The sequence below is a fragment of the Streptomyces sp. NPDC099050 genome (genome assembly GCF_044759865.1).
Lineage (GTDB): Bacteria > Actinomycetota > Actinomycetes > Streptomycetales > Streptomycetaceae > Streptomyces.
This window is the reverse complement of record NZ_JBIWAE010000023.1, coordinates 110,199-137,124: the sequence shown is the minus strand read 5'-3', so window position 1 is coordinate 137,124 and position 26,926 is coordinate 110,199. Positions and strand designations below refer to the sequence as shown.

General features: G+C 71.9%; 26 protein-coding genes and 1 pseudogene. 13 read left to right on the top strand and 14 right to left on the bottom strand.

What is annotated here, in order from left to right:
* Positions 1-602: 602 nt before the first annotated feature.
* Positions 603-1,232 (top strand): HAD family hydrolase, encoded by a 630-nt coding sequence (locus ACIQV3_RS31825; RefSeq protein WP_403718200.1) that lies wholly within the window; start codon positions 603-605, stop codon positions 1,230-1,232.
* Positions 1,233-1,255: 23 nt separating this feature from the next.
* Here the strand turns inward: ACIQV3_RS31825 and ACIQV3_RS31820 are convergent, their stop codons facing one another.
* Positions 1,256-1,522, bottom strand: a complete 267-nt coding sequence (locus ACIQV3_RS31820; RefSeq protein ID WP_403718198.1) for a hypothetical protein — start codon at positions 1,520-1,522, stop codon at positions 1,256-1,258.
* A gap of 322 nt (positions 1,523-1,844) precedes the next feature.
* On the opposite strand from ACIQV3_RS31820, the gene ACIQV3_RS31815 reads away from it, so the two are divergent.
* A complete protein-coding gene (locus tag ACIQV3_RS31815) occupies positions 1,845-2,228 on the top strand; it encodes a cold-shock protein (protein ID WP_399384708.1) in 384 nt (127 codons plus the stop codon).
* A gap of 70 nt (positions 2,229-2,298) precedes the next feature.
* On the opposite strand, the gene ACIQV3_RS31810 is transcribed toward ACIQV3_RS31815, so the two are convergent.
* From ACIQV3_RS31810 to ACIQV3_RS31795, 4 genes are all read right to left on the bottom strand, one after another.
* Complete coding sequence (locus tag ACIQV3_RS31810; protein WP_403718196.1) at positions 2,299-3,168, bottom strand: 1,4-dihydroxy-6-naphthoate synthase; 870 nt, start codon at positions 3,166-3,168, stop codon at positions 2,299-2,301.
* Positions 3,165-3,911 carry a futalosine hydrolase gene (locus ACIQV3_RS31805; protein WP_403718193.1) on the bottom strand — a complete coding sequence of 249 codons (747 nt, stop codon included), beginning with the start codon at positions 3,909-3,911 and terminating at the stop codon, positions 3,165-3,167. Before ACIQV3_RS31805 ends, ACIQV3_RS31810 begins: the two co-directional genes overlap by 4 nt.
* 13 nt (positions 3,912-3,924) lie before the next feature.
* On the bottom strand, positions 3,925-4,410 hold the full coding sequence (locus ACIQV3_RS31800) for a DUF2771 domain-containing protein (protein WP_403718190.1): 486 nt from the start codon (positions 4,408-4,410) through the stop codon (positions 3,925-3,927).
* 79 nt (positions 4,411-4,489) lie between these two features.
* On the bottom strand, positions 4,490-5,872 hold the full coding sequence (locus tag ACIQV3_RS31795) for an MFS transporter (RefSeq protein WP_403718187.1): 1,383 nt from the start codon (positions 5,870-5,872) through the stop codon (positions 4,490-4,492).
* Between the two features lie 338 nt (positions 5,873-6,210).
* Between ACIQV3_RS31795 and ACIQV3_RS31790 the strand changes: the two genes are divergently transcribed.
* Complete coding sequence (locus tag ACIQV3_RS31790; protein WP_403718185.1) at positions 6,211-7,119, top strand: DUF3027 domain-containing protein; 909 nt, start codon at positions 6,211-6,213, stop codon at positions 7,117-7,119.
* A gap of 67 nt (positions 7,120-7,186) precedes the next feature.
* Here ACIQV3_RS31790 and ACIQV3_RS31785 read toward each other — a convergent pair whose 3' ends face one another.
* From ACIQV3_RS31785 to rfbA, 4 genes are all read right to left on the bottom strand, one after another.
* The gene (locus ACIQV3_RS31785; protein ID WP_403718181.1) at positions 7,187-8,473 is read right to left on the bottom strand and encodes an acyltransferase family protein; all 1,287 of its coding nucleotides are present in this window, start codon (positions 8,471-8,473) and stop codon (positions 7,187-7,189) included.
* Between the two features lie 117 nt (positions 8,474-8,590).
* Positions 8,591-9,544, bottom strand: coding sequence for an NAD-dependent epimerase/dehydratase family protein (locus ACIQV3_RS31780; protein WP_403718178.1), 954 nt, complete (start codon positions 9,542-9,544; stop codon positions 8,591-8,593).
* Between the two features lie 59 nt (positions 9,545-9,603).
* Positions 9,604-10,500 (bottom strand): glycosyltransferase family 2 protein, encoded by an 897-nt coding sequence (locus tag ACIQV3_RS31775; protein ID WP_403718175.1) that lies wholly within the window; start codon positions 10,498-10,500, stop codon positions 9,604-9,606.
* A 67-nt stretch (positions 10,501-10,567) separates the two neighbouring features.
* Positions 10,568-11,443 (bottom strand): glucose-1-phosphate thymidylyltransferase RfbA, encoded by an 876-nt coding sequence (gene rfbA / locus ACIQV3_RS31770; RefSeq protein WP_403718173.1) that lies wholly within the window; start codon positions 11,441-11,443, stop codon positions 10,568-10,570.
* Between the two features lie 140 nt (positions 11,444-11,583).
* Here rfbA and rfbB point away from each other — a divergent pair, with 140 nt between their 5' ends.
* From rfbB to ACIQV3_RS31740, 6 genes are all read left to right on the top strand, one after another.
* Positions 11,584-12,561 (top strand): dTDP-glucose 4,6-dehydratase, encoded by a 978-nt coding sequence (rfbB, locus tag ACIQV3_RS31765; RefSeq protein ID WP_403718170.1) that lies wholly within the window; start codon positions 11,584-11,586, stop codon positions 12,559-12,561.
* 62 nt (positions 12,562-12,623) lie between these two features.
* The gene (locus tag ACIQV3_RS31760; protein ID WP_403718168.1) at positions 12,624-13,961 is read left to right on the top strand and encodes a lipopolysaccharide biosynthesis protein; all 1,338 of its coding nucleotides are present in this window, start codon (positions 12,624-12,626) and stop codon (positions 13,959-13,961) included.
* 131 nt (positions 13,962-14,092) lie between these two features.
* Entirely contained in the window at positions 14,093-15,835 is a 1,743-nt protein-coding gene (locus tag ACIQV3_RS31755; RefSeq protein WP_403718165.1) for an ABC transporter permease, read from the top strand.
* A gap of 81 nt (positions 15,836-15,916) precedes the next feature.
* Positions 15,917-17,239, top strand: coding sequence for a nitrate/sulfonate/bicarbonate ABC transporter ATP-binding protein (locus ACIQV3_RS31750; protein ID WP_403718162.1), 1,323 nt, complete (start codon positions 15,917-15,919; stop codon positions 17,237-17,239).
* A gap of 17 nt (positions 17,240-17,256) precedes the next feature.
* Positions 17,257-17,475 (top strand): hypothetical protein, encoded by a 219-nt coding sequence (locus ACIQV3_RS31745; protein ID WP_403718159.1) that lies wholly within the window; start codon positions 17,257-17,259, stop codon positions 17,473-17,475.
* Positions 17,476-17,604: 129 nt separating this feature from the next.
* Positions 17,605-19,104, top strand: a complete 1,500-nt coding sequence (locus tag ACIQV3_RS31740; RefSeq protein ID WP_403718217.1) for an SPFH domain-containing protein — start codon at positions 17,605-17,607, stop codon at positions 19,102-19,104.
* Positions 19,105-19,266: 162 nt separating this feature from the next.
* On the opposite strand, the gene ACIQV3_RS31735 is transcribed toward ACIQV3_RS31740, so the two are convergent.
* Positions 19,267-20,262: a WD40 repeat domain-containing protein gene (locus ACIQV3_RS31735; RefSeq protein WP_403718156.1), complete on the bottom strand. Its 996-nt coding sequence runs from the start codon at positions 20,260-20,262 to the stop codon at positions 19,267-19,269.
* Positions 20,263-20,339: 77 nt separating this feature from the next.
* Here ACIQV3_RS31735 and ACIQV3_RS31730 point away from each other — a divergent pair, with 77 nt between their 5' ends.
* Positions 20,340-21,032, top strand: coding sequence for a GDSL-type esterase/lipase family protein (locus ACIQV3_RS31730; RefSeq protein ID WP_403718153.1), 693 nt, complete (start codon positions 20,340-20,342; stop codon positions 21,030-21,032).
* Between the two features lie 73 nt (positions 21,033-21,105).
* On the opposite strand, the gene ACIQV3_RS31725 is transcribed toward ACIQV3_RS31730, so the two are convergent.
* The gene (locus tag ACIQV3_RS31725) at positions 21,106-22,095 is read right to left on the bottom strand and encodes an aldo/keto reductase (RefSeq protein WP_403718148.1); all 990 of its coding nucleotides are present in this window, start codon (positions 22,093-22,095) and stop codon (positions 21,106-21,108) included.
* Between the two features lie 337 nt (positions 22,096-22,432).
* Here ACIQV3_RS31725 and ACIQV3_RS31720 point away from each other — a divergent pair, with 337 nt between their 5' ends.
* Both ACIQV3_RS31720 and ACIQV3_RS31715 read left to right on the top strand, forming a co-directional pair.
* Positions 22,433-23,605 carry an RNA-guided endonuclease InsQ/TnpB family protein gene (locus tag ACIQV3_RS31720; RefSeq protein WP_403718145.1) on the top strand — a complete coding sequence of 391 codons (1,173 nt, stop codon included), beginning with the start codon at positions 22,433-22,435 and terminating at the stop codon, positions 23,603-23,605.
* Positions 23,606-23,663: 58 nt separating this feature from the next.
* Positions 23,664-23,933 (top strand): annotated as a pseudogene (locus ACIQV3_RS31715) (aldo/keto reductase); the annotation flags it as partial.
* A 123-nt stretch (positions 23,934-24,056) separates the two neighbouring features.
* Here the strand turns inward: ACIQV3_RS31715 and thpR are convergent.
* From thpR to ACIQV3_RS31700, 3 genes are all read right to left on the bottom strand, one after another.
* Positions 24,057-24,647, bottom strand: coding sequence for an RNA 2',3'-cyclic phosphodiesterase (thpR, locus tag ACIQV3_RS31710; RefSeq protein ID WP_403718141.1), 591 nt, complete (start codon positions 24,645-24,647; stop codon positions 24,057-24,059).
* A 147-nt stretch (positions 24,648-24,794) separates the two neighbouring features.
* Positions 24,795-26,147, bottom strand: coding sequence for an MFS transporter (locus ACIQV3_RS31705; RefSeq protein WP_403718138.1), 1,353 nt, complete (start codon positions 26,145-26,147; stop codon positions 24,795-24,797).
* Between the two features lie 25 nt (positions 26,148-26,172).
* Entirely contained in the window at positions 26,173-26,610 is a 438-nt protein-coding gene (locus ACIQV3_RS31700; protein ID WP_403718135.1) for a MarR family winged helix-turn-helix transcriptional regulator, read from the bottom strand.
* A gap of 119 nt (positions 26,611-26,729) precedes the next feature.
* On the opposite strand from ACIQV3_RS31700, the gene ACIQV3_RS31695 reads away from it, so the two are divergent.
* Entirely contained in the window at positions 26,730-26,912 is a 183-nt protein-coding gene (locus ACIQV3_RS31695; RefSeq protein WP_030156886.1) for a hypothetical protein, read from the top strand.
* The last annotated feature ends 14 nt before the right edge of the window (positions 26,913-26,926 follow it).

The following is a 26,926-nucleotide window of genomic DNA, read 5'->3' as shown; positions in this document are numbered from 1 at the left end:
GGGGGGGGGGGGGGGGGGGGGCCGGGGGGGGGGGGGGGGCCCCCGCGGCCGGGGGGGGGGGGGGGGGGGGGGGGGGGGGGGGGGGGGGGGGGGGGGGGGGGGGGGGGGCGGGGGGGGGGGGGGGGTGTCGGCCTGGACTGCATGATTTAGGCGCCCTGTGCGCTACTTCGACAGTGATCCGGAGTGGTGCGCCACAAATCACGCTTTACGTCCCGGCCAACACCCCACCCCGCCCCCGTCCCCGACCCCGGCACGCAGCCCCCACCGACCCCGGCCGGGGGACATTGAGTCCCGGCCGGGGTTGTTCCTTTCAGCCCGTCCGGCGTTTGAGGACCGGGGTCCGGGCAAGCGCCCGGGGAACGGTGGAAGGGCGGGTAGGGGACCCAGCCCCGCAGGGCAGCCCACCGGGCCCGCGACGGGACGGCGACCCCGGCTCCCCGGCTGATGCCGAGGATGGAGCGCGGTCCCGGCGAGGGCAGGCCGCGCCGACCATCAGGGCTATGAGGGCGCGGGGGCCGACATGTCGCCAGATTTCACCGTCTGGTAAGGCGAGGCTAAGTCTGCGTTCCCGGTCGCGGTGCCCCGGTCGGCACAATGGAGCCATGACTCCCGAGACGCAGCTGACCGTCGGGTTCGACCTCGACATGACCCTCATCGACTCCCGGCCGGGCATCAAAGCGGCCTTCGAGGTGCTCTCGGCAGAGACGGGCACGTTCATCGACACCGCGCAGACCGTTTCGCGCCTCGGTCCGCCGCTGGAGCAGGAGCTCGCGTACTGGTTCCCGGAGGCGGAGATTCCCGCCGTGGCCGACCGCTACCGGGAGATCTATCCCACGTACGCCATCGAGCCGACCCCGGCGATGCCCGGCGCCCGCGAGGCCGTCGAGGCGGTCCGTGCCCTCGGCGGCCGCGCGATCGTCGTCACCGCCAAGCACGAGCCCAACGCCCGCCTGCACCTGGACCACCTGGGGATCAAGCCCGACGCGGTCATCGGCTGGCTGTGGGCGGAGGCCAAGGCGGTCGCCCTGCGCGAGTACGCCGCCCAGGTCTACGTCGGCGACCACGTCGGCGACGTCCGCGGCGCCCGTACGGCCGGAGCGGTGTCGGTGACGGTCCCGACGGGCCCGTGCCCGGAGGCGGAACTGCGGGAGGCGGGCGCGGACGTGGTCCTGGCGGACCTCACGGAGCTGCCGGCCTGGCTCGCGGCGTACGAGCGCACGCGGACCGCGTAACCGCGCGCGGACCCGGTCCCGTCCTACGCCTGCGAGGCGCGGGCCGCCGTGCGCTGTGCGGCGGCCGAGCGCAGGACGCCCGCCGCGGAGATCGCGAAGCCGACGCCCATGAGCATGCACACGGCCCATGCGTACGAGGGGAACGGGTCCACGTCGAGGAAGAGCGGGGCCATCGTGGCGAGCGTGGCCACGGCGCCGACGATGAAAACGATGCCGCCGGCCTTGACGAGCGCGTCACCGGGGCGGGCCGCGTCGGGGTCCACGGGCTCGGGCTGAGGAGTAGGGGTCACGGGGCCAGGATAGTTCCCCGGCCCCCGGCCGGCCCCGTTCGGTGGGCTGTGCCCGCGGATCCCGCGTGACCGCCGGATCAGCCGATGACCGGGCCGCCGCCGACCAGCGCCGGCTTGCCCGCGACGCTCCGAGAGCGTCTGGATCAGCGGGAGAAGGAGCGCGTTCGATACCGGCCAGTGCCACTGGCCGGTATGGGTGGAGCGGCTTGACGAGGGGTAGATAGACGGAGAGGCTTCGGGCAATGGCAGGCAAGAGCAAGCGCTGGATAGCCTGACCTGCGGGAACAGTGGTTTGGCTGACTGGTGGAATGGGGTGCTCGCTTTGCCTACCGGCAAGGTCAAATGGTTCAACAGCGAGAAGGGCTTCGGCTTTCTCTCCCGCGACGACGGCGGCGACGTGTTCGTTCACTCGTCCGTGCTCCCCGACGGGCTGGACGCGCTCAAGCCCGGCCAGCGCGTCGAGTTCGGTGTGGTCGCAGGGCAACGCGGTGACCAGGCGCTTTCGGTGATCGTCCTGGATCCGGCACCCTCCGTCGCGGCCGCGCAGCGGCGCAAGCCCGACGAGCTCGCGTCCATCGTGCAGGACCTCACGACCCTGCTGGAGAACGTCACGCAGCAACTGGAACGGGGCCGTTACCCCGACAAGGCCCACGGCGGGAAGATCGCCGACATGCTGCGCGCCGTGGCCGACCAGCTCGACGTCTGACCCTCGCGCACGACCGTGCCCCGCCGCTCGTCAGGGCCGCGGGGCACGGTCACGCTCATGGGGAAGGGGTCTACGGGAACGCCAGCGCGTCGGCTGCGATGGCCGGAACCAGACCCTCCGCGGCCGCCCTGGTCAGCAGGCCGCGCACCGCCGCGTAGCCGGCTTCGCCGAGGTCGGCGGTGAACTCGTTGACGTACAGCCCGATGTGCTGGTCGGCGACGGCCGGGTCCAGCTCCTGCGCGTGCGCCCGTACGTACGGCCGGGACGCCTCCGGGTCCGCCCAGGCCATCCGGACCGAGGTACGGGCCGACTCCGCGAGCGCGCGCAGCGCGTCCGCGCCCAGGGAGCGCTTGGCGATGATCGCGCCGAGCGGGATCGGCAGGCCGGTCGTGGACTCCCAGTGCTCGCCCATGTCGGCCAGGCAGTGCAGTCCGTAGTCCCGGTAGGTGAAGCGGGCCTCGTGGATGACCAGTCCGGCGTCGACCCGGCCGTCGCGCACGGCGGGCATGATCTCGTGGAAGGGCAGGACGACCACCTTGCCGACGCCTTCGGGCAGCACGTCGGCGGCCCACAGCCGGAACAGCAGGTAGGCGGTGGAGCGCTCGCTCGGGACCGCGACCGTCTTGCCGGTCAGGTCCACGCCCGGCTCCCGCGTCAGGACCAGCGGGCCGCAGCCGCGGCCCAGCGCGCCCCCGCAGGGGAGCAGCGCGTACTCCTCCAGGACCCACGGCAGGACGGCGTAGGACACCTTGAGCACGTCGAACGCGCAGTCCTCCCCGCGCTCGGCCAGGCCGTTGGTGATGTCGATGTCCGCGAAGGTGACGTCGAGGGCGGGCGCGCCGGGGATCCGGCCGTGGGCCCAGGCGTCGAAGACGAAGGTGTCGTTCGGGCAGGGCGAGTACGCGATCCGTACGGGCCCCGCGGCGTCTGCTGCGGTCATGAGGGTCCTCCCCAGGAAGCGAGTACGGGGCCCAGGGCCCGGAAGCCGTCGGCCAGGGCCGTCAGCGCCTCGCCGATCCGCCAGGCGTCGCGGTCCCGCGGGCCCACGGCGTTGGAGACGGCACGGACCTCCAGTACGGGCAGCCCGTGGGCGGCGGCCGCCTCGGCGACCCCGAAGCCCTCCATGGCCTCGGCCCCGGCGAGCGGGTGCCGGACGGCGAGGGCGGTCGTACGGGCGGCCGTGCCGGTGACGGTGGAGACGGTCAGGACCGGCGCGAGCAGCGCCCCGGTGGCCTCGGCGGCGCGCGCGGCGAGCTCCGCGGGAGGCAGGTGCACGCTGCGGCCGAAGCCGAGTTCCACGACGGTGAGGAAGCCCTGCGGGGTTTCGGCGCCCAGGTCGGCGGCGACGATCGCGTCGGCGACCACGAGTGAGCCGATCGGGGCGGCGGGCGCGAACCCGCCGCCGATGCCGGCGGAGACGACGAGGCCGTAGCCGGGGCCTGCCGCGAGCGCCAGGGCGGTCGCGGTACCGGCGGCCGCGGCGGCCGGGCCGACTCCGGCGACCAGCACGTCGAAGGCTCCCCGGCGGTGGATGAGGTAACCGCCGGGGAGGGTGCGCGGCGGTTCGCTGCCGTGGGCGTGGTCCGGGCCGGGGGTGTGGTCCGGATGAGGGACCGGACCGGACAGGCCTCGGACGACGGAGTCGGCCTCCGCCGTCACCGCGGTCACGATGAGCGCGCGCATGGTGGGCGTGTGACTACTTGAGCTTGACGTTGAAGGCCCAGACGGCGAGGGGCTTGCCGTCCTCGGAGACCTGGACGATGTTCAGCTTCTTGGAGGCCGGGGCCTCGCCCTCGCCGCCGGTGGCGAACAGGTCGGCGCCGGGGAAGCTGCGGTAGGTGTTGGAGGAGGGCTCGGTGATCGGCTGTCCGTCGAGGACCGCCTGCCACTTCTTGCCGTCCTCGACGACGTCCGGCTCGACGCCCAGGCGCAGCGTGTCGCCGCGGCCGTAGTCGATGTTCTTGGCGTGCTTGAGGTCGCCGAAGCACTCCTGGACCTTCTCGCCCGTGAGTTCCTTGCCGTCGCTGCAGGCGGCTTCGGCGGACACCGACGAGGTGCCGACCGTCACGGTCGCCAGCGGCGTCGGCTTGTCACAGGCGGAGAGGAGGAGGAGGCCGGCGGAAACGGCTCCGAGGGCCGCGACGCTGCGGCGGGCCCTACCCGAGAAAAGCGGTGCGGTCATGAGCCGAAGGCTATCGGGCGGGTGGCGTGCCGTGCTGCACGGGGTCCCGTGGGTCGGCGCCGTGGCGCGAGCGGCCCGGCTACGCCACCCGCGGCCGCGAGGACGTCGGGTGGTGGTGCCGCGGGGACGTGAGGAAGCCGCGCAGGGCCATCGCGGTGCCCAGGGCGACCACCGCCGCGGCGACCGACATGCCGAGGGCGCCGTTCAGGGGGAGGGCGATGCCGATCGAGCCGCCCAGCACCCAGGCCACCTGGAGCAGGGTCTCCGAGCGGGCGAAGGCGGACGTGCGGACGGCCTCGGGCACGTCGCGCTGGATCATCGCGTCGAGCGAGAGCTTCGCGAGGGCCTGGCAGAAGCCGGCCGTGGCGCCGAGGACGGCCATGAACACCCCGCTGAAGAAGACCGCCGCGAGGACGGCCACCGCGAGGGTCAGGGACAGTACGGCGGCGATGATCGCCTCGGGCGCGCGGGCCCGGAGCCAGGCCCCGACGGCGGTTCCGCAGGCGTTGCCGACGCCCGCCGAGACGCCGACGATGCCCAGCGACACGGCCGCGCTCTGTCCGGCGAGCGGGTGCTCGCGCAGCAGGAACGCCAGGAAGAAGATGAGGAACCCGGACAGCCCGCGCATCGACGCGTTGGCCAGCAGCCCGCACAGCACGGGCCGGCTGACCGTGCGCAGCCCCGGGCGCTTGGAGTGCGCCTCGTGGGTGGAGAGCCGGGCCCGGCGTTCGCCCTTGGCCTCGTCCACCTTGTGGGGCAGCGTGAACGCCGCGAAGGTGCCCCAGATGAAGATGGCGCACGCCCCGTAGAGCGGCCAGGGCGGTCCGATCGTGTGCAGGGCGGCGCCCACGGGCGCGGCGGCGCCGGTGGCGAGCAGGCCGGCCAGGGTGACCCGGGAGTTCGCCTTGACCAGGGAGAACCCCGGTGGGAGGAGTCGGGGGACCACCGCGCTGCGGACCACTCCGTAGGCCTTGGAGGCGACGAGGACGCCGAGGGCGGCCGGGTACAGCTCCAGGCCGCCGGTGGCCACCGCGCCCGACATCATCACGGCCAGCAGGGCCCGGGTGAGCATCGCGCCGGCCATCGCGGCCCGCCGCCCGTGCGGGAGCCGGTCCAGCAGGGGGCCGATCACGGGGGCCAGCAGGGTGAAGGGGGCCATCGTGATGGCGAGGTACAGGGCCACTCGGCCGCGTGCCTCGTCCGTGGGGACGGAGAAGAAGACGGTGGAGGCGAGGGCGACTGTGATCATCACGTCACCGGCGCCGTTGATCGCGTGCAGCTCGATCAGTTTGCCGAGGCCCGATTCGCCCGCCCCGTGGGCGTGCGTGGCCCGCCGGATCCCGCGTGCCGTGCCGGTGAACGGCAGGTGGAGGGCACGCCCGAGGGCCCGGCCGGCCCGCCTGGCCGGTCCCGAGCCGTCATCGGACGACCGTACGGGTGCCACGTGGTCATAGTGCCCCACTTGGTCCTCCGGAACCTGCTTCCGGCGCGTCGCGGGGACCCGGCCGCCCCCCGGGTTGGCCGCGGGTGTCCGCGAATCGGACCTTGCATGTGGGCCGAAGGCGCCGGAGGAGGTAGCGTGCGTAGCGCGCCACCGGCGGCTGCTCCTGGCCGCGCGCCTCTTCGCGATCCCGCAGAATGGATCGCAGGTAGGTGCGCCCTGGAACCCGATCGGGCGCGGACGTCGACGCGGCCCCCTGGTCCGCTCCGCCCGCGCTACGTAGGGACAGCCGACGGGTCGTTGTGGACGACAAGTACGGACGGCGCACTCGTGAGACGGCGTAGGAGAGAACGAGACCTGTGAGTGCTGCGACGACGCGAAGCCGTACCCCCGACCGCCTGTGCGTCGAGGCGGTGGACCTCGCCCGAGCGGCGGCCGAAGAGGCCGCCTACCCCGGAGTGGTGGGCGAGCACACCGCCGCCATCGCGGAAGGTGACCGGGTCGTCACGCACTTCTTCGAGTGCAAGGACCCCGGCTACCGGGGCTGGCGCTGGGCCGTAACCGTGACGCGCGCCTCCCGCGCGAAGAACGTCACCCTCGACGAAACGGTGCTCCTGCCGGGCGACGACGCCCTGCTGGCACCCGAGTGGGTGCCGTGGAGCGAGCGGCTGCGGCCGGGCGACATGGGTCCGGGTGACCTGCTCCCCACGGACGCCGAGGACCTGCGGCTGGAGGCCGGCTGGTCGGGTGAGGACGCCCCGCCGCCGAACTCGGTCGTGTCCACCGAGATGGCCGAACTGGTCGAGGCGGAGGACGCCGACGTCACCGACCGCGCGGTGGTGCCCGTACGCGGCTCCATCACCTCGGTGGCGGAAGAGCTGGGCATGCGCCGGGCGCGGGTGCTCTCCCGCTACGGGCTGCACAGTGCGGCCGACCGCTGGGACGAGTCCTTCGGCGCGAAGACCCCGATGGCGCAGGCGGCTCCGGCCTCGTGCGTCTCCTGTGGCTTCCTCGTCGCGATCGGCGGCTCGCTGGGCCAGGCCTTCGGCATCTGCGCGAACGAGTTCGGACCGGCCGACGGCCGGCTGGTCTCCCTGTCCTACGGCTGCGGCGGCCACTCGGAAGCCGCGGTCATGCCGAAGCCGCCGCGGCCGGCGCCGCCCGTCCTGGACTCGATGGCCTCGGACGAGTTCCACCTCCGCCCGTCCTCCGACTCCGGCTCGGTCCTGACCACGGACCCGCTGGCCCCGGATCTGGGCCACTCCTGAGCAGCGAAAACGGCGGCGGCCGGGCCCCTTCGGGCCCGGCCGCCGCCGTTCGCGTTCGCCCGCCGCGTCAGCCGGCGCTGGTCGCCGGGGACGGCTCGGGTTCCCCGACGACGGGCTGCGACTGCGGCTGCGACTGGGGCTGTGGCTGTGGCTGCGGCTGCGCCGCATCGGTCCCGCGCTGCTGGAGCCTGCGGACGAACCACGGGGTCCAGTTCTTCAGCTTCATGGCCGGCGACTCGATCAGGTGCCAGGACAGCGCCGCCAGCACCAGCGTGCCGGCCATGGCCAGCAGCAGGAAGACCGGCTTGCCGTACTTGGCGTAGCCCAGCAGGGCCAGGGCCTGCTCCACGGTGAAGCCGTAGATGTAGATCCCGTACGAGTAGTCCCGCTTGCGCCCGATCTTCTGGAACGGCCGCGGCAGCCGGATCGCGAGCCACAGCAGCAGGTAGGCGAACGCGGGGTAGCCGAAGACGAAGACCCCGCCGAAGGCCAGCGAGCCGCCGAGCACCGCCGCGCACAGCAGCGCCAGGCCGTCGTGGACCGGCACCCGGTCGCGGTACAGCTGGAACGTGGCGCCGATCAGGAACACGAAGCACAGGTGGATGATGAAGTGCACCGACATGGCGCCCAGGAGCGGCACCTCCACGGCGGCGCTCATGTTGCCGGGGATGCCGCGCAGCGAGGGGGCGGCGATCCAGTCCCGCAGGATCAGGATGCCGAGCAGGGCGGCCGACAGCGGGACGAGCTTGCGGGCCCGCGTGAGCACGCCGGAGGCGGCCAGCACGCCGACCATCACGTAGCAGAGGATCTCGTACTTCAGGGACCACAGGGCGCCGTTGACACCGGGGTCGAAGTTGGTTCCGCGGGCCTTTCCTTCGGCCAGCACACCGGATATGTCCCAGTGGGTGCTGATGGAGGTGTTCCACGTGCCCTGGAGGTAACTGGCCGGGCCCTGGGGGTGGTTCCAGTACCCGCCCACCGAGCCGTGCAGGTAGGAGTACAGGAAGGGGACGATGACCAGCGCGGAGACGAGGAGCGAGCCCCACAGGCCGGGCAGGATGCGCAGGGCGCGGTGCCAGGCGTAGCGGCCGGAGGTGCTGCGGGCGCCACTGCCCGTGATCATGAATCCGGACAGCACGAAGAAGCCGATGACGGCCATCTTGCCGACGTCGGTCTGCTGCCCGCTGTACCTCCAGAGCGGGTCCAGGGGTCCCCAGCCGAGCGGCCACACGTGGGAGAGCACGACCGAGGAGGCGAGGAGCAGGCGCAGGACGCCGAAGCTGTTGGCCCGGGGTGAGTACAGCTCACCGAGGGTTCCGCGCCGGCCGGGCAGGACTGGTGCGCTGCGAGACATAGGGGAGTCAGACTTCCTTGAAGGGGGTCCGCCGGGGCGCGGCGGCGGGCTCGGCGGTCGGCTCGGCGGTGGGCCTGCGGGGACCGGAGGTGGGCCTGCGGGGACCGGAGGTCCTGCTCAGACGCCGACCGGGCACACGGCGGTCCACAGCTCGGCGACGGCGTCGCGCAGGCTCCGGACCGGCTTCCAGCCCAGCGTCCGCTCGGTGGTGGAGATGTCGAGCTGCTGCCACTCGGTCTCCGGGCCGGTGCCGGCCGGGGCGGGCACCTCCACGATCCGCGTCGGTACGCGGCTCTCCTCGATCAGCAGCTCGACCACCTCGCGGGCGGACGTCGCCCGGCCGAGCCCGAGGTTGAGGACCGGCGGGCAGGCGCGTTCCGGGGCGAGGGCGAGGACGATGGCGTCGACCCCGTCCTGGAGGTGGAGGAACTCGCGCTGGGCGGTGAGGGGCATCAGCGACAGCTCCGCGCCGTCGGCGGCCCGGCCCTCGGCCAGCTTGCCCGCCATGACGCCGAGGAGGCTGTGGGCGGGCTGGCCCGCGCCGATGACGTTGCCCAGGCGCAGCACGATGGCGTCCAGGCCGTCCTCGCGGACGGCCTCGGTGATCAGCTCGGTGGCCCGGAGCTTGAGCTGTCCGTAGAGCGTCGAGGGGCGCGCGGGGGAGTCCTCGCCGTAGCTCGTGCCGACTGGGAAGAGGCCGTACTCGTGCACGGATCCGATCTGCACCAGCCGCGGCGGCTTCGCCATGCCCCGCAGGGCCTCCAGCAGGCGTTCGGCCATGCCGAGGTTGGCGGGGACCATCTGTTCGTCCGTCAGGCCCCAGCTGCCGCCGGCCGCGTTGACGACGACGTCGATCCGGTGCGCCGTCAGGAGCGCGGCCAACTCGGCCGGCGGGTCGAGGGTGAGGTCGAAGGCGGCGAACTCCCCCGGCGGCGTGACGGTCGGCGTCTTGCGGGCGACGGCGAGCAGGCCGTGGCCGCGCTCGTCGAGCGTGGCGCACAGTGCCCGGCCTATGAAGCCGGTGGCTCCGAGGACGGCCACACGGGGGAGGGGCTGGCTGGTGTGCGACATGGGCGTTGGCTCCGGACGGTGGGGAGAGAGGAGGTGGCTGTCGGGGTGGGGGTGCGCCGTCAGCGGTGGTCAGAGCCGGCGACGTGCCGCAGCAGGGTGCGGGCGCCGTCGCCCTGCTTGTTCTTCAGCGCGCCGGGGAGCATCGTCAGCGCGTGGATCCGGGAGGACAGGTGGAGCCGGGAGGCCTTGGCGGCCTTCGTCCAGCCCGCCTCGTCCAGGCGGTCCGCGACGTCCAGGAAGAAGCGGTTGGCCTCCTCGAAGCGCTTTCCGGTGAAGGCCTGCTGGGAGGAGATGCTGACGGCGTGGCGGCGGTACTGGAAGCACAGGGTGTCCGACAGGAACATCCGCTCGCCGGCCTGGAGCAGGTCGATGACCAGGGCGAGGTCCTGGGTGACCTCCAGGTTGTCCCGGAAGCCGGCCGTACGGACGGCCTCGGTGCGCCAGCAGATGGAGGGGAAGAACAGCCAGTTCCCGCGCAGCAGGCTCGTGGCGAGCGTCTCGCCGCCCATCAGCGCCTCCCCGGTGAACCGGGGCTTGTACAGGCGGCGCTTGGACTGGTCGGCGAGCCCTTCGGTGGGCTTGCCCGCGCCGTCGATGACCTCGACGCCCGGCTGGATCATGCCGATGCCGGGGTGCTTCGCGATCGCGGCCCGGACGGTGGCCACGTACTCGGGCAGCATGATGTCGTCGGTGCCCATCATCACGAAGTGCTCTTCGCGGACCAGCCCCAGGCACTTGCGGTAGTTGCCGGTGACGCCGAGGTTCTGCTCGTTGCGCTGGTAGGAGACGCGCGGGTCGTCGAGCTCCGCGAACCAGCCGGGAACGGACGGCTCCTTGCCGTCGTCGACCACCGTGAGGCGCCAGTTCGGGTCCGTCTGGGCCCGCACGCTGCGCACCGCGGCCTGCATCAGGGCCACGTCGCCGTAGTAGGGCAGCATGATGTCGAGAGTGGTCATGAGGAGTGCACCGGGGCCTTCGGGAGGGACGGGACGGAAGACGGGAGTGTGGAGGGCTCGCGGAACGTCACGCGCGGCTCTTCTCGTCGAGCAGGGCCAGCAGGTACGCGCCGTAGCCGCTCTTCAGCAGGGGCCGGGCCAGCTCGCGCAGCCCGTCGTCGGAGAGGAACCCGGCCCGCCAGGCCGCCTCCTCGACGCAGCCGATCTTGAAGCCCTGGCGCTCCTCGATGACCCGTACGAACTCCGAGGCCTGGACCATGGAGACGAAGGTCCCGGTGTCCAGCCACGCCGTACCGCGGTCCAGGACGGTGACCTCCAGGTCGCCCTTCCTGAGGTAGGCCTCGTTGACGGCGGTTATCTCCAGCTCGCCGCGGGCGCTCGGCTCGATCGTGCGGGCGATCTCGACGACCCGGTTGTCGTAGAAGTACAGGCCGGGGACCGCGTACCGGGACTTCGGCTTCTCGGGCTTCTCCTCGATGGATATCGCCCGGCCGTCCTCGTCGAACTCCACCACTCCGTACGCCGTGGGGTCGGCGACCGGGTAGGCGAAGACGACGCCGCCCTTGGGGTCGGTGCGCTCGGCCAGGCGCGTGCCGAGGCCGCTGCCGTGGAAGATGTTGTCGCCGAGGATCAGGGCGACCGGCTCCTCGCCGATGAAGTCGGCCCCGAGCGCGAACGCCCGGGCGATGCCGTCGGGGCGCTCCTGGACCGCGTAGCTCAGATCGAGGCCGAACTGTGATCCGTCACCGAGGAGGCGCCGGAACTGCTCCTGGTCCTCGGGAGTCGTGATGATCAGGATCTCGCGGATACCCGCCATGACCAGCGTGGAGAGCGGGTAGTAGACCATCGGCTTGTCGAAGACGGGAAGCAGTTGCTTCGACACGGCTCGGGTCAGGGGCCAGAGCCGGGAGCCGGTGCCGCCTGCAAGGAGGATTCCACGCATGCGTGCCACCATACGTTGCACGCCTTCCGGGGTGATAGACGACGAGGTCCGGCGGCCCGCGGGGGAGCCGTGGGGGACCCGGACCGCGGTACAGAGGGGAATGCCGTCCCCCCGGTGTGGCCCAGTAGAGTGAAAGCACTATGCGCATTCTCGTGACCGGTGGCGCCGGTTTCATCGGCTCGCAGTTCGTCCGCTCCATACTCTCGGCAGATCCTGCCGCCAGGATCACGGTCTTCGACAAGCTGACCTACTCGGGCGTCGAGGAGAACCTCGCGCCCGTGGCGGGCCACCCCGGCTACGCGTTCGTCCGCGGCGACATCTGCGATGTCGAGGCCGTCGACCAGGTCATGGCCGGTCACGACGCGGTGGTGCACTTCGCCGCGGAGTCCCACGTGGACCGCTCCATCGCCGGTGCCGGCCCCTTCGTGATGACCAACGTCGTGGGTACGCAGGTGCTGCTGGACGCCGCCCGCAAGCACGGCGTCGGCCGCTTCGTCCACGTCTCCACCGACGAGGTGTACGGCTCGATCAGCGAGGGCTCCTGGACCGAGGAGTGGCCGCTCGCGCCGAACTCCCCGTACTCCGCGTCCAAGGCGGGCTCCGACCTGCTGGCGCTGGCCTACCACCGCACCCACGGCATGGACGTCGTGGTGACGCGCTGCTCCAACAACTACGGGCCGTACCAGTTCCCCGAGAAGGTCATCCCGCTCTTCACCACCAACCTGATCGACGGCAAGAAGGTCCCGCTGTACGGCACGGGCGGCAACATCCGTGACTGGCTGCACGTCGCGGACCACTGCCGGGGCATCGAGCTGGCCCTGCACAAGGGCCGCGCCGGCCACGTCTACAACATCGGCGGCGGCGTCGAGCTCACCAACAAGGAGCTCACCGGCCTGCTGCTGGACGCCGCCGGCGCCGGCTGGGACCGGGTCGAGCCGGTCGAGGACCGCAAGGGCCACGACCTGCGCTACTCCCTCGACATCAGCAAGATCAGCGAGGAGCTCGGCTACGCCCCGCAGGTGGGCTTCGAAGAGGGCCTGGCGTCGACGATCGCCTGGTACCGCGAGAACCGCGCCTGGTGGGAGCCGCTCAAGGTGAAGGCCGCCCAGCAGTCGTGAACGCCCCGGACGCGGCGGACGCCCCGGGCGCGGCGGATGCCCCGGGTGCCCAGGACACAGGGGTGACCGCGAAGCGGTCGCCGCTGGCCCGGATCGCGAGCGCCCTGCCGCCCGGCACCCTGCTGGTGATCACCGGCACGGTCGTGCTGGGCGCAGCCTCGTACATCCACCTGATGGCGGCGGGCCACAGCCTCGACACCGACGGCATGGCCGCGCTCTCGGTGCTCTGGACGATCCTGATGTCCGTGGGCATCGGCCTCTTCTTCCCCGTGGAACAGGAGCTCACCCGGATCGTCGCCGCGCACCGCGTCGCCGGTACGGGCGTCTCGGGCATCCTGCGCCAGATCGCCGGGCTCACCCTCGGCATGATCGTCCTGCTGGGGGCCGGGCTCGCCTGGGCGGCCCCGCTCCTCGCCGACACCTTCTTCTACGGGCACACCGAGATGGTCGGCGCGCTCGGCCTGGCCTTCGCCGCGATGGGCATCAGCAACATCTGCCGCGGGGTACTGGCCGGCCTCGGCCGGTTCGGTCCGTTCGGCTGGCAGCTCGGCATCGACGGCGTCCTGCGCATCGGCCTCGCCGTGGGCTTCGCCCTCGCCGGGGTCCGCTCCCCGCTGGCCTTCGCGCTGATCCTCACGGCCGCCCCGCTCGTCGCCGCGCTCGTCACCTCGGTACCCGTCTTCCGGGGGCTCGGCAGGGGGCCGCTCGACCGGTGGTCGGGGCTGCTCGGCGGCCTCGGCCCGCTGGTCGTCTCCACCCTGCTGTCCCAGGTCGTCGTCAACGCCGCCGTGGTCAGCACCAAGCTCCTCGCGCCCGAGGACGGCGCGCTCGTCGCGGGCCTGCTCAACGCGATCGTGCTGGCCCGGGTGCCGCTCTTCGTCTTCGGCTCGCTCCAGGCCTCGCTCCTGTCCGGGCTGTCCACCGCGGCGGCCGCCGGGGACCGCGCCGGCTTCTCCCGGCTGCTCGGGCGGACCTCGCTGGTCGTGATCGTGCTCGGCCTGGCCGGGGGCGTCCCGGCGACGCTGCTCGGTCCGTGGCTCATCGAGGTGCTCTTCAAGGCCGAGGCGGGGCTCGGCCACGCCGTGTTCTTCTGGATCTCCGCCGGCACCCTCTGCTACATGCTGGCCATGGTGCTCGGCCAGGCCCTCCTGGTGCTGCACAAGCACCGCCTGCAACTCCTCGGCTGGGCCGTGGCCACCCTGGTCCTGATCGGCGCGACCCTGCTCCCCGGCGAGGTCTCCACCCGGGTGTGCGTCGCCTACACCCTGGCCTCCTTCGCGGCGGTCCTCGGCATGGCGGTGGCCCTGTGGGCGACCTTCCTGCGCCGGCCCCAGGCCGCCGCCCCGGTGGCGGCGGCGGGCGGCGAAGCCGTGGAACCGGCCCTGGCCGACCGTTCCTGACTGTCCTGACCGGTTCTGACCGGTCCTGGCCGGGGCCTCCCGCCGGGGCTCCCGGGGCCGCCCCGGGAGGGTCTCGCCCGGTTGGGTGACCTGGGGTGTGGGCGCCCGCACGGCGTGATCCGCTGGGCGGGATGGAGACCTCCGCGCGCCCCGAGACCCACACCGGCCAGGCGGCCCCCGCCCGCACCCGCCTGTCCTGGGTGGACTTCGCCGTGGCGGCGGCCTTCCTCGTGCTCGGGTACGCGATCCTCCAGGTCGGCAAGGGCACCACGGTCAACTTCGACCCCGCCGACGTCCCCGACGTGGACACGGACCCCGCGAAGCTCCCGTACTACGCCGCCCGCAGCGTCCTGCGCATGTTCATCGCGCTGATCGCTTCCTTGGTCTTCACCTTCGGCTACGCCTACGCCGCCGCCCGCAGCCGCCGACTGGAACGGGTGCTGATCCCGGCCCTGGACATCCTCCAGTCCGTCCCCGTCCTCGGCTTCCTCTCCGTCCTCGTCACCTTCTTCGTCGCGCTCTTCCCCGGCTCGCTCCTCGGCCTCGAATGCGCCGTCATCTTCGCGATCTTCACCTCCCAGGCCTGGAACATGACCTTCGGGTTCTACGCCACCTTGACCTCGCTGCCCCGCGAACTCGACGAGGTTTCCCGCTCGTTCGGCTTCACCCGCTGGATGCGCTTCTGGCGCGTGGAGGTCCCCGCCGGGGTCATCGACCTGGTGTGGAACGGCATGATGAGCTTCGCCGGCGGCTGGTTCATGCTCGTGGCCTCCGAGGCGGTCTCCGTCTCCGGGCAGGAGTACGCCGTCCCCGGCCTCGGCTCGTACGCCGGCACCGCGATCGGCGAGGGGGACCTCGCCAAGGTCGGCTGGGTCATCCTCGCGATGACCGTCACCATCGTCACCGTCAACTTCCTCTTCTGGCGGCCCCTGACGGCCTGGGCGGAGAAGTACAAGAACGAGCAGTCGGAGTCCACCGACGTCCAGCGCAGCTACGTACTGGACTTCCTGCGCCGCTCCCACTGGCCCCGCCTGCTCGGCCGCGCCACCGCCCCCGCCCGCGACGCCACCGGCCGGGCCGCGCGCGTACTGGGCCGCGACGACATGGCGCTGTCCGTGGATCCGGCCCGCCGCCGGACCGGCGACGTGGTCTTCACGATCGTCGCCGGAGCCGTCATCCTGTGGGGCCTGTACGACCTGGTGCGCTACCTCCAGCGCGAGACCGGCCTCGGGGTCTTCGGGGAGCCGCTGCTGCTCGGGCTGATCACCTTCGTCCGGGTGATCGTGCTCGTCGCCGCCGCCACCGTCGTGTGGGTGCCCGTGGGCGTGTGGATCGGCTCCTCGCCCCGGCTCACGAAGATCGCCCAGCCCGTGGTGCAGGTCCTGGCGAGCTTCCCCGCGAACCTGCTCTTCCCGGTGGCCGTCTGGTTCTTCCTCCGGACCGGGCTGAACATCAACATCGGCTGCGTCCTGCTGATGGCCCTCGGCGCCCAGTGGTACATCCTCTTCAACGCCATCGCCGGAGCCATGGCCATCCCCTCCGACCTCAAGGAGGCCATGGACGACCTCGGCGTCCGCGGGCTCCAGCGCTGGAAGCGCCTGATCATCCCGGCCGTGTTCCCCTCGTACGTCACCGGCGGCATCACCGCCTCGGGCGGCGCCTGGAACGCCTCCATCGTCGGCGAGGTCGTCACCTTCGCCGGGACGACCCTGTCCGCGGCCGGCCTGGGCGCGTACATCTTCCACGCCACCGAGGCCGGGGACTTCCCGAAGCTGATCGCCGGGATCGCCGTCATGAGCATGTACGTCGTCGGGCTCAACCGGCTCTTCTGGCGGCCCCTGTACCGGCTCGCGGAACGCCGCTACTCCCTCTGACCCCTCTTCCCTCTGACCCCTCTGAGATCCGTACCGCACCTGCCGTCCGAGCCGTCCGAGCCGTCCGAGGAGCCCGTACCGATGACCGCGACCACGACCGCGCCGACCACGATCCTCCGGGCCGCCGCCCTCACCAAGTCCTACGCCGGCGCCGACGGGGAACTGCCCGTGCTCGGCGGCATCGACCTGGAGATCCGGGAGGGCGAGATCGGCGCCCTCCTCGGGAAGTCCGGCAGCGGCAAGTCCACCCTGCTGCGCTGCGTCGCCGGGCTGATCCCCGCCAGCTCCGGCTCGGTCACCTACCGGGGCGAGGAGCTGCGCGGGGCGAACCCGGGCACGGCGATGGTGTTCCAGACCTTCGCGCTGCTGCCCTGGCTGACGGTGCAGCAGAACGTGGAACTGGGCCTGGAGGCCAAGGGCATGGACCGGGAGGCGCGGGCCCGGCAGGCGGTGGAGGCGATCGACCTGATCGGCCTGGACGGCTTCGAGTCGGCCTACCCGAAGGAGCTCAGCGGTGGGATGCGCCAGCGCGTCGGCTTCGCCCGGGCCCTGGTCGTGGAGCCGGACGTGCTGATGATGGACGAGCCGTTCTCCGCCCTGGACGTGCTCACCGCGGAGAACCTGCGCGGTGAGCTGATGGAGCTGTGGGCCTCCGACCGTTTCCCCGCCAAGGCGGTGGTGCTGGTCACGCACAACATCGAGGAGGCCGTGCTGATGGCGGACCGGGTGGTGGTGCTGGGTTCGCGGCCCTACGGGACGATCAAGGAGACCTTCGCGGTGGACCTGGCCCGCCCCCGGGACCGGGGCGGCGCCGAGTTCGAGCGGATCGTGGACGCCGTGTACGCGGTGATGACCGGCCGCACCGCCAAGACCCCGGCCGCGGCCCCGCCCGCCAAGCGCACCCCGGCCAACACCCCGCTCCCGGCGGCCAGCGTCGACGGGATGGCGGGCCTCGCCGAGATCGTGCTCCAGCGCGGCACCGGCGACGGCAGCGTGGACCTCGCCGACCTGGCCGAGGAACTGGGCCTGGAGGTGGACGACGTACTGCCCCAGGTGGACGGGCTGGAACTGCTGGGCCTGGCCGAGGTGCGGGGCCTGCACCTGGTGCTGACCGCGCGCGGCAGCGCCTTCGCGGGGGCCGACGTACAGGAGTCGAAGGAACTGTTCGCCGAGGGGGCCATGGAGGTCCCGCTGGTGCACCTGATCCACACCACCCTGCAGCGCTCGCGGGGCGGCACGCAGCGGGCCGGCTTCTTCCGCGACCTGCTCTCGCACCACTACACGAGCGAGCAGCTGGAGCAGCAGCTGGAGACGGCGACGGACTGGGGCCGTTACGGGGAGCTGTACGGCTATCACGCGGACGGCGAGGAATACCGGCTCGACGAGGAGCCCGCAAGGGGATAGCACCGTACGCTCGGTGCATGGGGGAATCGGACATGGTGGGGCTGGACGGACGGGTCACCGGAACGGTCGGGCCGGGGCTGGTCGGCGAGGTCATCGTGCGGATCCGGGGCGGGGCCGAGCACTTCCTCGCGCACCCGGCGCCGGGGACGGGCCGGCTGGCGGTCGGGACGGTGATCACGGTGGTCGAGTACCTGCCGCCGCGGACGGTCTACGTGATGGCCGCGTACGGGGACTGAAGCGGCGTCCCGCGCCCTCTCGTATCAAGACGGGTACAAGAGTCGGCCACCGTCTTCACGCCGCCTTGACGCGGGCGCACACTCGCCTTCCCGGTGGCGAACGCCACCGCGTACGAGGGGGTGTTGCCGATGTCTGTCGGCGTACTGGCAGGGATTGTCGTGGGTGCGATCGCGGCCGTGATCGGCCTGTTCAAGCTCATGTGGCGGGTGGCCGAGCCCAACGAGGCGCTGGTCATCTCCGGCTCGGCGCACAAGACCGAGGGCATCGCGGAAGGCATGGGCTTCCGGATCGTCACCGGGCGGGGAACGATGGTGATGCCCGGCGTGCAGGCCGTGCGGAAGCTCTCGCTGGACCTCAACGAGACCCAGCTGAACGTGGACTGCGTGACCCACCAGGGCATTCCGCTGCGGGTCAAGGGCGTGGTCATCTTCAAGATCGGCGACGACTTCGTGTCCATCGCCAACGCGGCCCGCCGCTTCCTGGACCAGCAGAAGATGATGCCCGAGCGGGTGCACATCGTCTTCGCCGGTCATCTGCGGTCCATCGTGGGCGGGTTGACGGTCGAGGACATGATCCGCGACCGGGAGAAGCTGACCGGGCAGACCCGGGCGGCGTGCGGTACGGAGATGGAGAAGCTCGGCCTGATCGTCGACTCCCTCCAGATCCACGAGATCGAGGACCCGACGGGCTACATCAAGAACCTGGCGATGCCGCACGCGGCGGCCGTCCAGCGGGACGCGCGGATCGCCCAGGCGGACGCCAACCTGCGGGCCACCGAGGCCGAACAGGCCGCCTTCGCGCGGATGTCGGAGGCCACCCGGGACAGCGAGATCCTCCAGGCCGGCTACCAGGCCGAACGGGACAAGGCGGCCGCGACGGCCCGGCAGGCGGGTCCGCTGTCGGAGGCGGCGGCGCGGCAGGAGGTCGTGGTCCAGGAGACCCGGGTGGCGGAGCTGGAGGCGCACCGGCGCGAGCAGCAGCTCCAGGCGGACGTGCGCAAGCCGGCGGACGCGGCGGCGTACGAGACCCGGACCCGGGCCGAGGCGGACCGCGACGCGCGCATCTCCGCGGCGCAGGCCAAGGCGAAGGAGACGGAGCTGGCGGCCGCGGCCGAGGCGACCCGCGTGACGACGGCCGCGGCGGCCGACGCGAAGGCCACCGAGGCGCGGGGCCTGGCGGCGGCGACCGCCACCCGTGCGACCGGTGAGGCGGAGGCGGCCGCGACCCAGGCCAAGGGCCTCGCGGAGGCGGCGTCGGCGAAGGCGAACGGACTGGCGCAGGCGGAGGCCGCCAAGGCGAAGGGCCTCGCGGAGGCGGCGGCGATCCAGGCGCGGGCCGCCGCGCTGGCGGAGAACCAGGAGGCGGTGGTCGCGCAGCAGCTCGCGGAGAACTGGCCGGCGATCGTGGAGGCGGGGGCGGGTGCCTTCGGCAACGTGGAGCACATGATCTTGCTCAACGGGGCGGAGGGCATGTCGGAGATGTTCGCGAAGGCCCTGACGATGGGCGGCACGGGCCTCGGCCTGGCCCGCCAACTCCTGTCGACGATGTCCCAGCCGGCGCCGCCCCCCACTCCGGTGAACGGCTCCGCCCCGTCGGACTCCCACCAGATCCCGATCCAGGGGGCCTGAGCTGTTCTTTCCAGCCGTCCGGCGTTTGCGGGCCGCGGTCCGGGGCGGAGCCCCAGGAGGGGTCCGGGCGGAGCCCGGGGAACGGGGGAAGGGTGGGTAGGGGACTTCGCCCCGCAGGGCCCACCCGGACCCGGACCCGGATCCGTACCCCGACCCGGAGGGTCAGGCCTTGAGGCGGCGGCGCAGGAGGCGCTTCGCGGCCAGGGTGATGGCGAGGGCCAGGACCAGGACGAGGGCGCCCTTCGTGAAGCTGCCGGATTCGGGGGCCGCCGGGGCGCCGGGGGTCGGGGCGGGGGCCCCGGGGGCGGAGGGCGAAGGCGACGGCTTCGCGGTCGGCGCCACCGGGACGGCGACGACCCGGCTGCCCACCCCCTCCGCGCCGAACATCAGCATCGACCCGTCCGCCGTGTACGTCACGGACTCCGCCTGCCCCTGCCACGGCGCGGCCACCGCCTCCCCGTCCCCCGAGGGCCGCCCGTCCTTCCACGGGTAGGTCCTCGCCCACAAGTACCCCCGCAGCGCGAGCCGCCCCCCGTCCGGGGAGAACGCCCCGTCCGTGACCCACGGGACGTCCCCGATCCGCCGGAAGGTGTTCGTACCGGAGGCGGACAGCGCCTGCGGCCCCTCGTAGAGCCCGCCGGCCTTCTCGTCCTTGCTGGCGATGTACACCCGCCCGGTCACCGGGTGCACCATCAGCGCCTCCGCGTTCCGCGGCCCGTCGGCGTACTTCACCGTGAACTGCTCGGCCTTGAGCGTGGCGTCCTTGAGGGTCTTGGGCTCGGCGAAGCGGTATATCCACACGTGGTTCCAGGAGCCGCCCAGGTTGTCGCCGATGTCGCCGACGTACAGCCGCCCGTCCGGGCCCAGCGAGATCCCCTCGACGTCCCGGGGGCTGCCGATGCCCGTCAGGGTGATCCGGGCGACCGTCTTGCCGGTCGCGGAGTCCACGGCGTACACGTACGGGCCGTCGTCGCTGTCGTTGTGCGTCCAGTAGACGCCGGGGTGGATCCGGCTGGCCGCGAGCCCGCTCGACTCCTTGATCCGCGGATCGGTGATCGTGAACCCGGACGCGGCGGACCCGGACGCGGCGGCGGCCGAGGGCAGCAAGGCGAGAACGGCAGCGGCGGCGGCGGTCAGGGGCAGCAGGTGCGGGCGCATGCCCCTACCCTGCCAGCCCGCCCCGCGTGTCCGGCATCACAGGGGCCGCGGCCCCCGTGATCCGCGAAGATGACCGGATGCGTTTCATGTTCGTCGGGGATTCCATGACCGTCGGATGCGCCGGCGACTACACCTGGCGCTACCGGATGTGGCAGCACCTCGACACCACCTACGGCGGCCCGTACGAGATCGTCGGTCCCCGCAGCGGGCTCTACGACACCTTCGCGGACGCGCCGACCAGCCACGAGTACGCCGACCCCGGTTTCCCCGCCGACGCCCGCCGTCATCTGGCCGGCTGGGGCGAGGGCTGGCAGCACATGGCCCCGCTCATCGGACCGGCCGCCGGCGCCGCCCGGGCCGACGTCCTACTCGTCTCCCTCGGGCTGATCGACCTCGGCTTCTACACCGCCGCCGAGGGCACCGCCGCCAATGCCCGCCGGTTCATCGCGGAGGCCCGCGCCGCCCGGCCCGGGATACGGATGGTCCTGCTGCCCGTCATACCCAACATCAGGGCCCGGGACGACGCGCCCTTCGCGCGGCAGGTCGAGCTGTTCAACGAGCTCCTCGCCAAGGCCGTCGCCGACCTGTCGACCCCCGGCTCGCCGATCCTGCTGGCCGCGCGCCCGGAGGCGTACGACATAGACCGGGACACCTACGACGGCACGCACCCCAACGCCTCCGGCGAGCACCGCCTGGCGGGGGAGTTCGCGGCGGTCCTCCACCAGGCCTGGGGCATCGGGGGGCCGTACCGGCCCCGGCAGGACGAGTAACACGAACGCGCGGTGGTTTCCCTCCACAAGGAAGGGACGATGGCCACCGCCACGTACAGCTGCCTGCTGTCTGCTACCAGGCGAAGGCTTCCGGGGACGGTCCCGGACCGGGGAAGATCTCGTCCAGGGCTGTCAGCAGCTCGTCTTCCAGCTCCAGCTCCAGTGCGCGCAGCGCGCTCTCCAGTTGCTCGGATGTGCGTGGACCGACGATCGGGCCCGTGACCCCCGGACGCGTCAGCAGCCAGGCCAGCGCGGTCTCGCCGGGCTCCAGGCCGTGCTTGTCCAGCAGGTCCTCGTACGCCTGGACCTGGGCCCGCACCGAGGTGTTGGTCAGTGCGTCGGCGGAGCGGCCCGAGGCGCGGCGGCTGCCCTCGACCTCCTTCTTGATGACCCCGCCGAGGAGCCCACCGTGCAGCGGGGACCAGGGGATGACCCCGAGCCCGTACTCCTGGGCGGCCGGGATGACCTCCATCTCCGCTCGCCGCTCGGCGAGGTTGTACAGGCACTGCTCGCTGACCAGGCCGACCGTCCCTCGCCGCGCAGCGGTCTCGCTGGCCTGGGCGATCTTCCAGCCGGGGAAGTTCGAGGATCCGGCGTAGAGGACCTTGCCTTGCTGGATGAGGACCTCGACGGCCTGCCAGATCTCTTCGAAGGGCGTGTTCCGATCCACGTGGTGAAACTGGTACACGTCGATGTAGTCGGTGTTCAGGCGCTTGAGGCTGGCATCGACGGCCCGCCGGATGTTCAGCGCCGACAGGCGGTCGTAGTTGGGCCACGGGTCGCCTTCGGCGGCCATGCTCCCGTAGACCTTGGTGGCGAGGACCGTCTTTTCGCGACGGCCGCCGCCCTGGCTGAACCAAGTGCCGATGATCTCCTCGGTACGGCCCTTGTTCTCACCCCACCCGTACACATTGGCGGTGTCTACGAAGTTCAGACCCGAGTCGAGCGCGGCATCCAGGATGCCGTGGCTGGTGGGTTCGTCTGTCTGTGGACCGAAGTTCATGGTGCCGAGAACGAGTCGGCTGACCTTGAGTCCGGTGCGTCCGAGCTGCGTGTACTTCATGAGCCCAAGCCAACTGCTTCGAGTCCACTCCAGGCAAGAGCACCCCGCGAATCCACATGATCCGGCGGAGTCGGTGCGGGTCGGTATGGCGCCGGTGAGCGCTTTCCGTCGGTATCTGGTGGCGTAAACCAAGTGAACGTGCAGGTTGTGGACAATAAGACGTCCGGCGCGTGCATCGGGACGAGGATTCCAGCGTGGTGGCATCACGCGCTGCTAAGTTCTCGGTCGTGAGTCAAGATGCGCTGGTCAAGCAGCAGTTCGGCCATCGCGCCCGGCTTGCACTGTCGCCTGCCGAAGCGTTGAAAAGACCGACAGCCAGGCGCATGCGGCTCGCACCATGTGGAATCTCCTGCACGCCTGGTGGCAGATGATGCCGAAAGAGAAGCGGACCCTGGTGAACGCGGACGCCGCGATCCGGCAGGCCCGCGAGGACATCGGCTTTCTCGCTATCCTTCCCGCGCAGGCTTCGCAAGCGGTGTTGAAAACCTACTTCCAGGCCTGGAAGAACTGCTGGGACGGCCGCGCGGACGCCCCGAACTTCAAGGGCCGGTTCCGCACGGTGATGTCCGTGGACGTCCCGCAGGGCCGCGACCTGAATATCGTTCGCGTGCACCGCCGCTGGGGTATGGCCAACATTCCCAAAATTGGCCGTATCCGTTTCCGGTGGACCAAGGACCTGCCTGTCGGCAAGCATGGCAACGCGGAGAACCGGATCACCGGAGCACGGCTGGTCAAAGACCCGCTCGGCTGGCACATCGCCTTCCGCGTCCAGACCTTGGAGGTCACGCCCGAGCCGCACCAGGGCCCGGAGGTCGGTATCGACGTGGGCATCACCGTGCCGATCGCCCTCTCGGATGGCGAAACGTACGGGCACGGCGAGTGGCTGACCGATCGAGAGAAGGCCAAGCTCCTGCGCCTGGAGCGGCGCGCCGCGCAGCGTAAGCGGCACCGTAAGCCCGGCGAGCAGGCCAGCCGCCGGCTGCACCGCACCTACGACCAGATCGCAGGACTCCGCGCGAAAGCCAAGCGCCGGGCCCTGGACTGGCAGCATCAGACGACCACCGCCATCGCCTGCGCATACGGCACGGTCGTGGTCGAAGCACTCACCATCGCGAACATGGTCAGGTCTGGCCGGGGAACCATCGAAGAGCCGGGGCAGAACGTTGCCCAGAAGTCCGGGCTGAACCGCTCGATCAGCGGGGAGGCGTGGGGCGGGACGGTCGTCATGCTGGCGTACAAGACCGCCCGGCACGGCGGCACCCTGCACAAGGTCCCCGCCGCCGGCACCAGCCTGCGCTGCTCGGCGTGCGGCTTGACCACGCCCGGCAGCTGGGAGTCCCAGGCCGTGTTCGTGTGCAAGAACCCGGACTGCGGCTGGTCGGGCAACGCCGACCACAACGCGGCCCTCAACGTCTTGCACCTGTACCGGATGGGCCTCGCGCTCATCCCGGCTGCCGGGAGGGCAGTCGTCAGGCGCGCCAAGCGCGTCAAGCCCGCTGCCGCAAGGTAAGCGGGAATCTCCCGGCTCCAGCCGGGAGAGCGCTTCAACAGTTCCACCACGTGGCTTGGCGGACGCGCTCGCGAGCAGCTCCGTACGGGCGCAGGTGCAGGCGTACGAGGACCTGCTGGACAAGCACGGACTGGAGCCCGGCGAGGTCGCTCTGGCGTGGCTGCTGACGCGTCCCGGGGTCACGGGCCCGATCGTCGGGCCGCGTACGCCGGAGCAGCTCGCGTCCGCGCTGCGCGCGGTGGAGCTGGAGCTGTCGCCGGAGGTGCTGGCCGGGCTGGACGAGGTCTTCCCGGGGCCGGGGCCCGCTCCGGAGGCGTTCGCCTGGTAGGCGGCGGGCGCCGGGCCCGCCGGCCTACTGGCCTACCGCGGCGGCCACCGCCACCACGAGGAACATCAGTACGAGTACACCGGCCATGACGCGGTTTCTGGTCTTGGGATCCACCCGTCGAGCCTAACGCGACCGGGCCCGCCCTTCGGACGGAGGGGCGGGCTCGCCCAGTTCCCAGGACCCGACGACCTCGTAGCGGGGCTGTTCGCCCGGGACCCCGGAGTCGGGCAGGTTGCTGCGGACCAGGCTGAGCTCGCCGACCTGCCAGGCGGTGCCCTCGAAGGAGGCCAGGGCCGCGGCGTAGGGGCGGACGTCGTGCCGCTCGTCGCGGAGCCGGCCGAGGGTGAGGTGGGGGGTGTAGCGGTGGTGCTGGTCCATGGGCACCCCGGAGCGCCGGGCGGCGGCGTCGGCGCGCTCGGCGAGCATGCGCAGGGCGTCGAGGTCCCCGGCGGCGCCGGCCCACAGGGAGCGGTGGCCGAAGTGGCCGGAGCCGTGGATCCGGAGCGGGAAGGGCGCGGTGCGGGCCGCGGCCCGGGCGAGGCGGGCGTGCAGCTCGGGGAGGACCTCGTCGCGGACCTCGCCCATGAAGGCGAGCGTGAAGTGCCAGCCCGCTTCCGCGGTCCAGCGGAGGCGGTCGTCCTGTAGGCCGCGGACGGTCTCGGCCAGTTCCGAGATGGCCGCCTCGGGCGGGATGACGGCTGCGAACAGTCTCATGGTGCCGAGCCTAGCGATGTGGTCGCCGTGCGGCGCCGTTGCCGGGGACCGGTCCCCGGGCCCCCTGTGCCTCGAACGCCGGCGGGGCTGGATGCCGGGCCGGCGGGACCGGATCGCCCGGAAGGCGATCCGGTCGCGCCGGGTGCGTCACGCGGCCGTCGCCAGCTGGCGGCGGCGGTCCGAGGGGACGAAGGCGACGCCGTGGCGGTTCACGCTGAGGCGGAGGTTGCCGATGCGGGACAGGACGAGGCCGATCGTGAGGGCGGCGGCCAGGGAGACCGCTCCGCCCGCGGCCATGCCGATCCGCGCTCCGTAGGTGTCCGTGACCCATCCGACCAGCGGGGCCCCGATCGGGGTGCCGCCGGTGAAGACCATCATGAACAGGGCCATCACCCGGCCCCGCATCTCGGGGTCGGTGGCCATCTGGACGCTGGAGTTGGCGGTGACGTTGACCGTCAGGCCGAAGACCCCGATGGGGACGAGGAGCGCCGCGAACAGCCAGAAGCCGGGTGCGAACGCCGTCACCAGCAGGAGGACGGAGAAGAGCACCGCCGCCGCGACCAGCAGCCGCAGGCGGGACAGGCCCCGCCGGGCCGCCAGCAGCGCGCCCGCCAGGGAGCCCGCCGCGATCAGCGTGTTGAAGAGCCCGTAGGTGCCCGCGTCGCCGTGGAAGACCTTGCTGACGAAGGCGGAGAGCCAGATCGGGAAGTTGAAGCCGAAGGTGCCGATGAATCCGACGAGCACGATCGGCCAGATCAGCTCGGGCCGCCCGGCGACGTACCGCAGGCCCTCCCGGAGCTGGCCTTTGGCGCGGGGCTGGACCTCGGCCTGGTGCAGTTCGCGGGTCCGCATCAGCATCAGGGCCGCGATCGGCGCCGCGAAGGACAGGCCGTTGAGCAGGAAGGCCCATCCGGAGCCCACGGCGGTGATCAGGACGCCGGCGATGGCGGGGCCGACCAGTCGCGCGGACTGGAAGTTGGCCGAATTCAGGCTGACCGCGTTGGCCAGCTGGTTCTTGCCGACCATCTCGGAGACGAAGGTCTGGCGGGCCGGGTTGTCCACGACGGTGACCAGGCCGAGGAGGAAGGCGGCGAGGTAGACGTGCCAGACGTTGACGTGACCGGCGAGGGTGAGGACACCGAGGGCGAGGCCGGTGAGGCCCATGGCGGCCTGGGTGAACAGCAGCAGCGGGCGCTTGGGGAGCCGGTCGGCGAGGACGCCTCCGTAGAGGCCGAAGAGCATCATCGGCAGGAACTGCAGCGCGATGGTGATGCCGACCGCGGACGCGGAGCCGGTCAGGGAGAGGACCAGCCAGTCCTGGGCGATGCGCTGCATCCAGGTCCCGGTGTTCGAGACGACCTGGCCGGTGGCGAAGAGCCGGTAGTTCCGGATCTTCAGTGAGCTGAACATGGAGTTCTTGCCCGGCGCGGGCCCGGCGGCGGCGCGCGTAGTGGTGGGTGTGTGGCCGGGGGCGGAGTCTGCTCCGGGTCCCGTACTCAAAAGGGGTCGCCTCCTGGCGTCGTTCCTATAGGTGCGCGAGCTTGTCCAGGACGGGCGCGGCTTCGCGCAGCTTCGCCCATTCGTCCTCGGTCAGCTCGGCCGCGAGCCCGGCGAGGAAGGCGTTGCGCTTGCGACGGCTCTCTTCGAGCATCGCTTCGGCCTCCTCCGTCTGGCGGACCACCTTCTGGCGGCGGTCGTCGGGGTGCGGTTCCAGCGTGACCAGTCCCTTGGCTTCCAGCAACGCGACGATGCGCGTCATGGACGGCGGCTGCACGTGCTCGCGGCGGGCCAGCTCACCGGGGGTGGCCTGGCCGCAGCGGGCGAGGGTGCCGAGGACCGACATCTCGGTCGGGCTCAGCGATTCGTCGACGCGCTGGTGCTTGAGGCGCCGGCCCAGCCGCATGACGGCGGAGCGGAGATCGTTCACGGCGGCCGCGTCGGCACCTTGGGAAAGGTCATGCATGTATTTAGAGTAACTCATTACTCTACCTAAGGAACACCAGGTATCCGGCGTCACTCGTAAGGGTGAGTCGGCTCCGGAAAGTGACACGCGTCCATGCCCTGTGCCCCGACTCTTTCGGCATGGGGACACATGTGCTGAGCATGCGCATAGACGGGGAGCTCCTCGACAGGCTCCGGACTCATGCCGCCAAACGAGGAATGAGCGTCCAGGACTATGTGGTCCGGACGCTCATTCGCGACGATTTCGACGAACGCTTCAAGGCGGCCGTCGACGAGACGGAGAAGTTCTACGGGCTCACCTGAGCCCGGGGGCTCCC

Bases quoted from the DNA above. Each gene is read 5' to 3' on its own strand.
- ACIQV3_RS31750 (WP_403718162.1), top strand. From the start codon at position 15,917: ATGACCGCGACCACGACCGCGCCGACCACGATCCTCCGGGCCGCCGCC.
- ACIQV3_RS31730 (WP_403718153.1), top strand. From the start codon at position 20,340: ATGCGTTTCATGTTCGTCGGGGATTCCATGACCGTCGGATGCGCCGGC.
- ACIQV3_RS31785 (WP_403718181.1), bottom strand. From the start codon at position 8,473: ATGTCTCGCAGCGCACCAGTCCTGCCCGGCCGGCGCGGAACCCTCGGT.
- ACIQV3_RS31800 (WP_403718190.1), bottom strand. From the start codon at position 4,410: ATGACCGCACCGCTTTTCTCGGGTAGGGCCCGCCGCAGCGTCGCGGCC.
- ACIQV3_RS31740 (WP_403718217.1), top strand. From the start codon at position 17,605: ATGTCTGTCGGCGTACTGGCAGGGATTGTCGTGGGTGCGATCGCGGCC.
- ACIQV3_RS31735 (WP_403718156.1), bottom strand. From the start codon at position 20,262: ATGCGCCCGCACCTGCTGCCCCTGACCGCCGCCGCCGCTGCCGTTCTC.
- ACIQV3_RS31720 (WP_403718145.1), top strand. From the start codon at position 22,433: ATGTGGAATCTCCTGCACGCCTGGTGGCAGATGATGCCGAAAGAGAAG.
- rfbB (WP_403718170.1), top strand. From the start codon at position 11,584: ATGCGCATTCTCGTGACCGGTGGCGCCGGTTTCATCGGCTCGCAGTTC.
- ACIQV3_RS31725 (WP_403718148.1), bottom strand. From the start codon at position 22,095: ATGAAGTACACGCAGCTCGGACGCACCGGACTCAAGGTCAGCCGACTC.
- ACIQV3_RS31745 (WP_403718159.1), top strand. From the start codon at position 17,257: ATGGGGGAATCGGACATGGTGGGGCTGGACGGACGGGTCACCGGAACG.
- ACIQV3_RS31825 (WP_403718200.1), top strand. From the start codon at position 603: ATGACTCCCGAGACGCAGCTGACCGTCGGGTTCGACCTCGACATGACC.
- ACIQV3_RS31775 (WP_403718175.1), bottom strand. From the start codon at position 10,500: ATGACCACTCTCGACATCATGCTGCCCTACTACGGCGACGTGGCCCTG.
- ACIQV3_RS31700 (WP_403718135.1), bottom strand. From the start codon at position 26,610: ATGCATGACCTTTCCCAAGGTGCCGACGCGGCCGCCGTGAACGATCTC.
- ACIQV3_RS31755 (WP_403718165.1), top strand. From the start codon at position 14,093: ATGGAGACCTCCGCGCGCCCCGAGACCCACACCGGCCAGGCGGCCCCC.
- ACIQV3_RS31780 (WP_403718178.1), bottom strand. From the start codon at position 9,544: ATGTCGCACACCAGCCAGCCCCTCCCCCGTGTGGCCGTCCTCGGAGCC.
- ACIQV3_RS31695 (WP_030156886.1), top strand. From the start codon at position 26,730: ATGGGGACACATGTGCTGAGCATGCGCATAGACGGGGAGCTCCTCGAC.
- rfbA (WP_403718173.1), bottom strand. From the start codon at position 11,443: ATGCGTGGAATCCTCCTTGCAGGCGGCACCGGCTCCCGGCTCTGGCCC.
- ACIQV3_RS31805 (WP_403718193.1), bottom strand. From the start codon at position 3,911: ATGCGCGCGCTCATCGTGACCGCGGTGACGGCGGAGGCCGACTCCGTC.
- ACIQV3_RS31810 (WP_403718196.1), bottom strand. From the start codon at position 3,168: ATGACCGCAGCAGACGCCGCGGGGCCCGTACGGATCGCGTACTCGCCC.
- thpR (WP_403718141.1), bottom strand. From the start codon at position 24,647: ATGAGACTGTTCGCAGCCGTCATCCCGCCCGAGGCGGCCATCTCGGAA.